General features: G+C 69.7%; 6 protein-coding genes, 1 pseudogene and 2 riboswitches. Of the genes and pseudogenes, 5 read left to right on the top strand and 2 right to left on the bottom strand.

The window, feature by feature from the left end; translation table 11 throughout:
* Positions 1–252 (bottom strand): hypothetical protein (locus tag TX83_RS19790; protein ID WP_141233594.1); only part of this gene is annotated, 252 nt, incomplete at its 3' end.
* A gap of 122 nt (positions 253–374) precedes the next feature.
* Positions 375–668: riboswitch (cobalamin riboswitch) on the top strand.
* Positions 669–1,086: 418 nt separating this feature from the next.
* Here TX83_RS19790 and TX83_RS19785 point away from each other — a divergent pair.
* The 4 genes from TX83_RS19785 (at position 1,087) to TX83_RS19770 (ending at position 6,313) form a co-directional block, all read left to right on the top strand.
* Complete coding sequence (locus TX83_RS19785) at positions 1,087–3,438, top strand: ribonucleoside-diphosphate reductase subunit alpha (protein WP_261370207.1); 2,352 nt, start codon at positions 1,087–1,089, stop codon at positions 3,436–3,438.
* A gap of 123 nt (positions 3,439–3,561) precedes the next feature.
* A complete protein-coding gene (locus TX83_RS19780) occupies positions 3,562–4,578 on the top strand; it encodes a ribonucleotide-diphosphate reductase subunit beta (protein ID WP_064749711.1) in 1,017 nt (338 codons plus the stop codon).
* A 201-nt stretch (positions 4,579–4,779) separates the two neighbouring features.
* Positions 4,780–5,151, top strand: coding sequence for an acyl-CoA thioesterase (locus tag TX83_RS19775; protein ID WP_087960768.1), 372 nt, complete (start codon positions 4,780–4,782; stop codon positions 5,149–5,151).
* A 115-nt stretch (positions 5,152–5,266) separates the two neighbouring features.
* Positions 5,267–6,313 (top strand): aldo/keto reductase, encoded by a 1,047-nt coding sequence (locus TX83_RS19770; protein WP_064749709.1) that lies wholly within the window; start codon positions 5,267–5,269, stop codon positions 6,311–6,313.
* Here TX83_RS19770 and TX83_RS19765 read toward each other — a convergent pair.
* A pseudogene (locus tag TX83_RS19765) lies at positions 6,305–7,478 on the bottom strand (hypothetical protein); the annotation flags it as partial. The gene TX83_RS19770 and the pseudogene TX83_RS19765 overlap by 9 nt on opposite strands.
* Before the next feature lie 332 nt (positions 7,479–7,810).
* Positions 7,811–8,023: riboswitch (cobalamin riboswitch) on the top strand.
* A 207-nt stretch (positions 8,024–8,230) separates the two neighbouring features.
* On the opposite strand from TX83_RS19765, the gene metE reads away from it, so the two are divergent.
* Entirely contained in the window at positions 8,231–10,510 is a 2,280-nt protein-coding gene (metE, locus tag TX83_RS19760; RefSeq protein ID WP_064749708.1) for a 5-methyltetrahydropteroyltriglutamate--homocysteine S-methyltransferase, read from the top strand.
* The last annotated feature ends 145 nt before the right edge of the window (positions 10,511–10,655 follow it).

Raw genomic sequence — 10,655 nt, 5'->3', positions numbered from 1 at the left:
CTCGGGGGCGGCGGGCACCGGACCGGCTTGGGCAGCGGCCGGCGCCGGGGGCGCCGGCCGTGGCGGCGCTTCGCGCGCCATGCGCTCGGCCAGGGTCGGCGCGCGCGCTTCGGCCTCGCTGCGCAGGCCGGTCAGCGCGCGCTCCAGCTCGGCCACGCGCGACTTCAGCCCGGCGATCTGGACCAGGGCGACCACCAGCAGGACCGGCACCAGCAGCACCGCCAGCGCCAGCAACACGAGTAGTGATTCCATCACGTTTTCCCGGTCCTTATGCCGCGCACGTTACACCATGCCGGGCTTGGCGATTAAGGGGCTTGACGCTCCCTGCACATCGCTTCCTCACCAGATATCGCGTTGACGGATCGACCGAACCACACTATGTTGTGCCCGTCGGTGCCGGTCGCGAGATCGGCTGAAAAGGGAAGCCGGTAGGGGCATGGCGTTGGACGCCGCCCGAAGCCGGCGCTGCCCCGCAGCGGTATGGGAAACGAACGGGTCATGGCACTGGGCGGAGCGCCTGGGAAGCGGCCCTAGTAGGAGGAACGAGCCGAGAGCGCAGAGACCTGAGCAGCGAACGAGCGGTCGCCCCGCTCTCACTCTCATGTCTCTGCGCTCTTTCTCGCTCTGAAGTCCCGAGCCCGAAGACCTGCCGACAGCCGCGCGCCTGCACACCGCGCGGTACCGGCCCAGGAGTCTTCGGGGGAAGACGGCCGGTGTCGCAACGCGAGGGCCTCACGGCCGTCGCGTCCGTCCGTTTCGGCGCCACGCGCGGAACGGACCGCGCCCGTCTCGGCGCGTGCGACACCCTGCCAGCACGCTCCGGAGTTTCCGCGCCCGCGGGGGCACGGCCGTGCCATCGGCGACGCCGCGCGCGCGGCCCGTCGCGATGGCGCGTCCGCGTCCTCCGCACGCCGCCTTCGCGGGAAGGTCCGGCGACCCGTGCGCCCTTGCCCCGGAGTAACGCCCATGACCACGCTCGCCACCGATCCTTCCGTCGCCGCCGCCCCCGCCGGCGCCGCTTCGCCCCGCCAGGACGCGTCCGCCGCGCCCGGCTTCGCCCTGACCCCGCCCGCGGCCAACCTCACCATGAGCGTGACCAAGCGCAGCGGCCGCCGCGAACCGGTCGATCTGAACAAGATCGTGCGCGCGGTGACCCGTTGCGGCGAGGGCCTGTACTCGGTGGATCCGATGCGCGTGGCCACCCGCACCATCTCCGGCCTGTACGACGGCGCGACTACGCGCGAACTCGACGAACTGTCGATCCGCACCGCCGCCCTGCTGACCGCCGAGGAGCCCGAATACGGCCGCCTCGCCGCCCGCCTGCTGGCGGGGGTGATCGAAAAGGAAGTCGCCGGGATCGAGATCCACGCCTTCTCGCAGTCGATCCAGCGCGGCCATGAGCTGGGCCTGATCAACCAGCGCCTGCTCGAATTCGTCCAGGCCAACGCACGCAAGCTCAACGACGCGATCGACCGCAGCCTGGACGCCAAGTTCGACTACTTCGGCCTGCGCACCCTGTACGACCGCTACCTGCTGCGCCACCCGACCGCGCGCACCGTGATCGAAACCCCGCAGCAGTTCTTCCTGCGCATCGCCTGCGCGCTGAGCGAAGACGTCGGCGACGCGCTGGCGCTGTACCGGCGCATGGCCCAGCTCGACTACATCCCGTCCTCGCCGACCCTGTTCAACGCCGGCACCACCCACGAGCAGTTGTCGAGCTGCTTCCTGCTGGATTCGCCGGACGATTCGCTGGAAGCGATCTACAAGCGCTACATGGACGTGGCCAAGCTGAGCAAGTTCAGCGGCGGCATCGGCCTGAGCTACACCCGCATCCGCTCGCGCGGCTCGCTGATCCGCTCGACCAACGGCCTGTCCAACGGCATCGTGCCGTGGCTCAAGACCCTCGACGCTTCGGTCGCCGCGGTCAACCAGGGCGGCAAGCGCAAGGGCGCGGCCTGCGTCTACCTGGAACCGTGGCACGCCGACGTCGAAGAGTTCCTGGAGCTGCGCGACAACACCGGCGACGAAGCGCGCCGCACCCACAACCTCAACCTGGCCAACTGGATTCCGGACGAATTCATGCGCCGGGTCGAGGCCGACGGCGAGTGGTCGCTGTTCGACCCGGCCAAGGTGCCGCAGCTGACCGACCTGTGGGGCGAGGCGTTCGAGCGCGCCTACCACGCCGCCGAAGCCGCCGGCCTGGCGGTCAAGAAGGTCAAGGCGCGCGACCTCTACGGCCGGATGATGCGCACCCTGGCGCAGACCGGCAACGGCTGGATGAACTTCAAGGACAAGTCCAACCGCGCCTGCAACCAGACCCTGCGCGACGGCAACGTGGTCCACCTGTCCAACCTGTGCACCGAGATCCTCGAGGTGACCTCGCAGGACGAGACCGCGGTGTGCAACCTGGGCTCGATCAATCTCTCCCACCACGTCGAGATTTTCGAGGACGGCAAGGGCGCATTCGACTTCGACAAGCTGGCCGAGACCGTGCGCCTGGCCGTGCGCCAGCTCGACCGGGTGATCGACCTGAACTTCTACCCGATCGAGACCGCTCGCCGCGCCAACCTCAAGTGGCGCCCGGTCGGCCTCGGCGCGATGGGCCTGCAGGACGTGTTCTTCAAGCTTCGCCTGCCGTTCGACTCCGAACCGGCGCGCAAGCTCGGCCGCGAGATCGCCGAAGCCATCTACTTCCACGCCCTGGCGGCGTCGAACGAACTGGCGATCGAGCACGGCAAGCACCCCAGCTTCGACGACACCCGCGCCAGCGCCGGCGAACTGCAGTTCGAGGCCTGGGGCGTGGCGCCCTCGCAGCCGGAGCGCTGGACCGAGCTGCGCGCGCGGATCAAGCAGCATGGCCTGCGCAACTCGCTGCTGGTGGCGATCGCCCCGACCGCGACCATCGCCTCGATCGCCGGCTGCTACGAATGCATCGAACCGCAGGTGTCGAACCTGTTCAAGCGCGAGACCCTGTCCGGCGACTTCCTGGTGGTCAACAAGTACCTGGTCGAGGAGCTCAAGCGCCTGGGCCTGTGGACCGCCGACATGCGCGACCGGATCAAGATGGCCGAAGGCTCGATCCAGTCGGTGAACGAGATTCCCGAATCGCTGCGCCAGGTCTACCGCACCGCCTGGGAGCTGCCGATGCGCTCGCTGATCGACATGGCCGCCGACCGCGGCGCGTTCATCGACCAGAGCCAGTCGCTCAACCTGTTCATCGAGAGCCCCAACATCGGCCAGCTCAGCTCGATGTACATGTACGCCTGGAAGAAGGGCCTGAAGACCACCTACTACCTGCGCTCGCGCCCGGCGACCAAGATCGCCAAGACTACGGTCAGCGCCCCGGCGGCCGCGACCGCGCCGAAGCCGGAGTACACGCCCAGCGAAGCGATCGCCTGCTCGCTGGAAAACCCGGAAGCCTGCGAAGCCTGCCAGTAACGACCACCCTGTTCCTGTAGGAGCGACGCGAGTCGCGACCGCGACATCGCGCATACGGCGCGAGCTTGCGCCCCCGCGGTCGCGGCTCGCGCCGCTCCTACAGGGCTGCATCAAGGAACCACGATGTCCATCGCTCCGCCCCGCCTGCTCGACCCCGGCTTCGATCTCACCCTGCGCCCGATGCGCTACGCGCAGTTCTACGAGATGTACCGCGACGCGATCCGCAACACCTGGACCGTCGAGGAGGTCGATTTCTCCCAGGACGTCAACGACCTCAAGCACAAGTTCGGCCCGGCCGAACGCCATCTGGTCGAGCGCCTGGTCGCGTTCTTCGCCACCGGCGACAGCATCGTCGCCAACAACCTGGTGCTGAACCTGTACCAGCACATCAACGCGCCGGAAGCGCGCATGTACCTGTCGCGACAGCTGTACGAGGAAGCGCTGCACGTGCAGTTCTACCTGACCCTGCTCGACACCTACCTGCCCGATCCCAACGAGCGCGCCAAGGCCTTCGCCGCGGTCGAGAACATTCCCTCGATCCGGGCCAAGGCCGAGTTCTGCTTCCGCTGGATCGACTCGATCCAGGGCCTCAAGCGCATCGAGACCCGCGAACAACGCCGCCAGTTCCTGCTCAACCTGATCTGCTTCGCCGGCTGCATCGAAGGCCTGTTCTTCTTCGCCGCCTTCGCCTACGTCTACTACCTGCGTTCGCGCGGCCTGCTCAACGGCCTGGCCTCCGGCACCAACTGGGTGTTTCGCGACGAGAGCTGCCACATGGCGTTCGCGTTCGAGGTCATCCGCACCGCGCGCGAGGAAGAGCCCGACCTGTTCGACGCCGACCTGCGCGCGCAGGTGGTGAAGATGTTCGAAGAAGCGGTGGAGTGCGAGTACCTGTTCGCCCAGGACGTGCTGTCCGGCGGCGTGGTCGGCCTGTCGCTGAAGGACATGCGCCAGTACCTGCAGTACTGCGCCGACCAGCGCATGGTCCAGCTCGGCCTGCCCAAGCACTTCGGCGCGACCAATCCGTTCGCCTTCATGGATCTGCAGGACGTGCAGGAAGTGACCAACTTCTTCGAGCGCCGGGTCTCGGCCTACCAGGTCGGCGTGCAGGGCGAAGTCGCGTTCGACGAAGCGTTCTGATCCACGAAAGCCCCTCTCCCGCCGACGGGAGAGGGGTTGGAGTGAGGGCGCGCCTCCGCCCGGCGCCGTGGTCGCCTCCGTCCCTCTTCCCAACCTCTCGGCCCTGCGCTTGCTTCGCTCGCCGCCAGCGCGGGAGACGCCGTTACCTTGCGCTCTGGAATGTTCGAATTCATCGCCTCCCCCGCTGCCGACTCCACCGTCATGACCGAAGCCCGCATGACCGAAATCGTCTTCCCCGACCACACCAACCACCTGGGCACGCTGTTCGGCGGCCAGGCGCTGGCGTGGATGGACAAGGCCGCGTTCATCGCCGCCTCGCGCTATGCGCGGCGCACCGTGGTCACCGCGCGCTCGGAACAGATCGACTTCCACACCGCGGTGCCCAAGGGCGCGCTGGTCGAGCTGATCGCACGCGTGGTCGATACCGGCCGCACCTCGATGCAGGTCGAAGTCGAAATGCACAAGGAAGATCTGCTCTCGGGCGAGTCGCAGCTCGCCACCCGCGGGCGTTTCACCATGATCGCGCTCGACGAGACCGGCAAGCCGACGCCGGTGCCGCCGCTGCCGCGCTGAACGACGCGTAGGCCACGCGGCGGCCCACGTCCGCTTCGCCAGCGCAAACTGCGGATATTCCGCCTCCGCCTCGCTTCCTAGACTGCGCGCACTTCCCCCCGACAGGAACTGCGATATGCGTCTGGACCATTACCGCACCCTCGGCCGCTCCGGCCTGCGCGTCAGCCCGGTCAGCCTGGGCACGATGACCTTCGGCGACGACTGGGGCTGGGGCAGCGACCGCGACGAAGCGCGGCGTGTGTTCGATCTCTACCTCGAACGCGGCGGCAACTTCTTCGACAGCGCCAACTTCTACACCGGCGGAAGCTCCGAGCGCCTGCTCGGCGAATTCGCCCGCGGCCGCCGTGACGCGCTGGTGATCGCGACCAAGTATTCGCTGAGCATGGACCCGGCCGATCCCAACGCCGGCGGCAACCATCGCAAGAATCTGCAACGCTCGGTCGACGCCAGCCTGCGCCGGCTCGGCAGCGACTACATCGATCTGCTGTACCTGCACGCTTGGGACGACACCACGCCGGCGGAAGAGGTGATGCGCGGCTTCGACGATCTGGTCCGCGCCGGCAAAGTGCTCTACGCCGGCGTTTCCGACCTGCCGGCCTGGCAGGCCGCGCGCATGCAGACCTTGGCCGAGCTGCGCGGCTGGTCGCCGCTGATCGCGCTGCAGATCGAAGCCAGCCTGGCCCAGCGCGACGGCGAGCGCGAACTGCTGCCGATGGCGCAGGCGCTGGGGCTGGGGGTCACCGCATGGTCGCCGCTGGCCTCGGGCGTGTTGACCGGCAAGTACGCGCGCAGCGACCTCGACCCGGCCAGCGCCCAGGGCCGGCGTGCGGTGGCGATCGGCAACGGCGCGCTGACCGAACGCGCGCTGGATATCGCCGAGGTGGTCAAGGCGGTCGCCGCAGAGCTGCAGCGCAGCCCGGCGCAGGTCGCGCTGGCCTGGTTGTTGCAGCGCCCGCAGGCGATCGTGCCGGTGATCGGCGCGCGCACGCCGGCGCAGCTATCGGAGAACCTGGACGCACTCGACGTGGCGTTCGAACCGGCCCAGTTGCGACGGCTGGACGAAGCCAGCGCGGTGCGCCTGGGCTTCCCGCACGATTTCCTGGCCCTGCCCGGCATCCGCCAGGCCATGCTCGGCGCACAGCCCATCCAGCGCGGCTGGTAATCCGCCAGGCGCCGACGCGACGGGCGCCTTAATCGCGGCGCTTGCCGCCGCCCTTGCGCGCGACGACCTTGTCGGCCGGTTTGTCGGTCGCCTCGTCGTCCGCGACCGCCGCCGCCAGCGGCGGCAGCGCGGGCTCGTGCAGGTACAAGTCGGCCGGGCTGTCGTTCGGGCAGCTGCGGTCCGGGAAACCATGGCGCGACTGCACGTCGCGCGCGCAATCGGGCAGTTCGCCGAAATCCTTGCCGGCGGCCATGCACTGCGCGTCGACCTCGCGCCGTACCTGTTCGCGCCGGCGCACGAAGTCTTCGCCGCATTTGCGGGTCAGGCGGATGCGGTCGAGATCGTCCTGAGCGGCGTTGCTGCCGTCCAGGCCGTACAAGGTCAATTCGTCGGGCGTGAGGATGCGCAGATCACGGTTGGCGATGGTCATCATCAGATCGGCGACTGCGGTGGCGACGCCGTTGCGCTCCAGGTAGTCGCGCACTTCGCGGTTGATCGCGCGCAGTTCGCGACTGAGTTCGGCGCGCGAGGTCGCGGTGGACCGGTCGCGCATCAGCCGATGGATGCCGACCTTGCCCTCGACCGAGCGGGTGTCGCCGGCGGCCAGCACCAGTACGCAGGCGCTGTGGCAGACCGCGCCGTCCCGGACCCAGATCGACCAGCCCGACTCGGCGATCGAGTCGCCGGCGCGGATCGCCTCTTCGACGTGGCCGCCGCTGGAATCGATGTCGAGGACCCGGGTCGGGATCTCCATCCGCGTCGCCATCGCCGCGACGCGCTGCACCAGGGCGGTGAAGCCGGCGCCGATCTTGCCTTCGTAGCGCACCCGCACCACCCCGGCCGACTGGCACGGCGCCAGGGCGTCGACCAGGCTGAAGAAATCCAGCCCGCTCAGGCGCTCGCCGTCGCCGTCGCCCAGGTAGTCGTAGCCGCAGCTGATCCGCGCACTGCCGTTGTCGAGCTTGGCCGGCGGCCAGTAGGTGCCGCGCAGGACTTCCGCCTCGCTGGGCGGCGTCGAGCGCGCCGGGGGCACCGCCCGCGCCGGCTCGTTCTGGCTGCCCAGGGTCACCGCTTCGCTGCGGGCCGGATCGGGCGCGGCGTCCTTCCCGCAGCCTGCCAGGCCCAGCAGACACAAACCCAGCGCAAGCGACCATCTGTAAAACATGTTCCACCCATCGGATTCGGGATCGCGGGCCGTCCCGGGCCCGCCTCGCGCATCGTCGCGACGATGCCACGTTAGCCGCAGCCGTTATCCGACTCAACGGCGTCGCGACGCCGCAAGCGGCCGCCGCGGCCGTGCGCTTCATCTTCGTCGGCGCCGCATGAACGCCAGCCGGCGAAATCCGCCCCGCGCGACCCCACCGCCGGCCCCGTGCGCAGCCGGCAGACCGGGCAAAGCCGCACGCACCGATTGACTCCGCCGGCCGCGCTGCGTAACTTGGCGCCGTTACGGTGAACATCGCTTCATAAAGATAAAGCGATGCGACACGCCGCCACCGGTCCCCCGGAGGCGGCCAGAGGGAATCCGGTGCGAATCCGGAGCTGCCCCGCAGCGGTATGGGAAACGAACGGGCCTTGGCACTGGGCGGTAATGCCTGGGAAGCGGCCTCAGTAGGAGAAGCCTGAAACGGGAAACGCGTGGTCAGGAACGAGCAGTGCTCGTTCCTCCCCCCTTTCCCGGCTTCAAGTCCCGAGCCCGAAGACCTGCCGCGACCGGAAGGCTCGCCTTCCGTCCGACTCCGGCGCGTGCGCCGGTCGCGCGCCCTCGCGGCGCCGGCCGCCGCGCGCAGCCGGCTCGCCCGCGGGGGCGAAGGTCGAAACCAGGGTCATCCCAGCCGGGCGCGCCAGCGCCGGGCCGGCGCCGCCGTGGTCTCCTTCGTTGCCCTGCGTCATGCCCACGCATCGCAGGTACTCATCATGATCAGCGTTACCCATCTCGGCTTCCCGCGCATCGGCGCGCGGCGCGAGCTCAAGCAGGCCCTGGAATCGTTCTGGAAAGGCGAGTCCGCGGCCGACGCCCTGTACGCCGCCGCCGCCGCGCTGCGCGAACGCCACTGGCGCCTGGCCGGCGCCGCCGGCGCCGACAGCGTGCCGTGCAACGACTTCTCCCTTTACGACCAGGCGCTCGACACCGCGGTGCTGTTCGACGCGATTCCGGCCAGTCACCGCGAGCTGTACGAACACGATCCGTTGGCCGGCTACTTCGCCCTCGCCCGCGGCATGCAGGACGGACGGCGCGATCTGCACGCGCTGGAAATGACCAAGTGGTTCGACACCAACTACCACTACCTGGTGCCGCAGTTCGAGCCCGGCCAACGCTTCGCCCTGCGCGCCGACAAGCCGCTGGCCGAACTGGCCCAGGCGCAGGCGCTGGGCCTGCAGGCGCGGCCGGTGCTGCTCGGCCCGGTGACCTGGCTCAAGCTCGGCAAGCGCCGCGACGGCGGCGACCCGCGCGAACTGCTCGAGGCCCTGCTGCCGGCGTATGCGCAGTTGCTGGAACGGCTCAAGGCCGCCGGCGCGCAATGGGTGCAGATCGACGAGCCGGCGCTGGTGCTGGACCTGGACGACGCCGACCGCGCCGCCTACCGCCGCGCCTATGCCGCCCTGGCCGAGGCCGACGCGCCGCAGCGCCTGCTGGCCACTTACTTCGGCGGGCTCGGCGACAATGCCGCGCTGGCGGCGCAATTGCCGGTGCAGGGCCTGCACCTGGATCTGGTGCGCGCACCGCAGCAACTGGAAAGCCTGCTCGCCCTGCTGCCGGCCGAGCGCGCGCTGAGCCTGGGCGTGGTCGACGGCCGCAACATCTGGCGCGCCGATCTCGATGCGGCGCTGAGCCTGGCGCGCCGCGCCGGCGAACGCGCGCGCTGGCTGGCGCCGTCGTGTTCGCTGCTGCACGTGCCGACCGATCTGGAACTGGAACGCAAGCTGCCCGGGCCGCTACGGCAGTGGATGGCCTACGCCAAGCAGAAGATCGAAGAACTGCGCCTGCTCGCCGACGCCCTGGCCGGCGACGAGCGCGCTGCGCGCGAACTGGCCGCCGCCGCGAGCGCGCGCGCCGCGCGCCTGGCCTCGCCGCTGCTGCGCCATCCGCAGGTGCGCAAGCGCCTGGCCGACGTGCGCCCTGAAATGGGCCGGCGCGCCTCGCCGTATCCGCGCCGCATCGCCTTGCAGCAAAAACGCCTCGGCTTGCCGCCGTTTCCGACCACCACCATCGGCTCGTTTCCGCAGACCGCGCAGGTGCGGCGCGCACGCGCCGAGCACAAGGCCGGACGCCTGGACGACGCCGGCTATCGCCGCTTCCTGGAACAGGAGACCCGCGACTGCCTGAAGGAGCAGGAAGCGCTGGGCCTGGACCTGCTGGTGCACGGCGAATTCGAACGCAACGACATGGTCGAGTACTTCGGCGAGCGGCTCGACGGCTTCGCCTTCACCGCCCACGGCTGGGTGCAGAGCTACGGCTCGCGCTGCGTCAAGCCGCCGGTGTTGTACGGCGACGTGGCGCGGCCCAAGCCGATGACCGTGCGCTGGACCCGCTACGCCCAGACCCAGACCGAGCGTCCGGTCAAGGGCATGCTGACCGGCCCGGTGACGATCCTGCAGTGGTCGTTCGTGCGCGACGACCAGCCGCGCGCCGACAGCTGCCGGCAGATCGCCCTGGCCTTGCGCGAAGAAGTGCAGGACCTGGACGCGGCCGGCATCGCCGCGATCCAGATCGACGAGCCCGCGCTGCGCGAAGGCCTGCCGCTGCGCCGCGCCGACTGGCCGGCTTACCTGGCCTGGGCCGGCGACTGCTTCCGCCTCGCCGCCAGCGGGGTCAGCGACGCGACCCAGATCCACACCCACATGTGCTACGCCGAGTTCAACGACATCATCGAGGCGGTCGCCGCGCTCGACGCCGACGTGATCTCGATCGAGACCTCGCGCTCGCGCATGGAGCTGCTCGACGCCTTCGCCCGCTACCGCTATCCCAACGGCATCGGCCCGGGGATCTACGACATCCATTCGCCGCGGGTGCCGAGCGAGGCGGAAATGCGCGCGCTGCTCGACAAGGCGCTGGAAGTGCTGGCGCCGGAGCAGTTGTGGGTGAATCCGGACTGCGGCCTGAAGACCCGCGGCTGGCCGGAAGTGCGCGCGGCGTTGCAGGCGATGGTGCAGGCCGCGCGCGGCCTGCGCGAGTCGGTCGCCGCGCCGGCCTGAGCGACCGGCAAGCTTGCGCTGTTGCTTTTGCTTTTGAGCTTGGCGTCGCGACGGACTCGCCAGAACAAAAGCAGCCCCGGAGGGAGGCCCGCAGGGATGCGGGCCGTGCGCAGCCAGGCCATGGATGGCCTGTGCGGAGCAGCCC

The sequence above is a fragment of the Lysobacter antibioticus HS124 genome (assembly GCF_000336385.2).
GTDB lineage: Bacteria > Pseudomonadota > Gammaproteobacteria > Xanthomonadales > Xanthomonadaceae > Lysobacter > Lysobacter firmicutimachus.
This window is presented reverse-complemented; position numbering and strand designations above follow the sequence as displayed.

Bases quoted from the DNA above. Each gene is read 5' to 3' on its own strand.
- TX83_RS19770 (WP_064749709.1), top strand. From the start codon at position 5,267: ATGCGTCTGGACCATTACCGCACCCTCGGCCGCTCCGGCCTGCGCGTC.
- TX83_RS19780 (WP_064749711.1), top strand. From the start codon at position 3,562: ATGTCCATCGCTCCGCCCCGCCTGCTCGACCCCGGCTTCGATCTCACC.
- TX83_RS19775 (WP_087960768.1), top strand. From the start codon at position 4,780: ATGACCGAAGCCCGCATGACCGAAATCGTCTTCCCCGACCACACCAAC.
- TX83_RS19785 (WP_261370207.1), top strand. From the start codon at position 1,087: ATGAGCGTGACCAAGCGCAGCGGCCGCCGCGAACCGGTCGATCTGAAC.
- metE (WP_064749708.1), top strand. From the start codon at position 8,231: ATGATCAGCGTTACCCATCTCGGCTTCCCGCGCATCGGCGCGCGGCGC.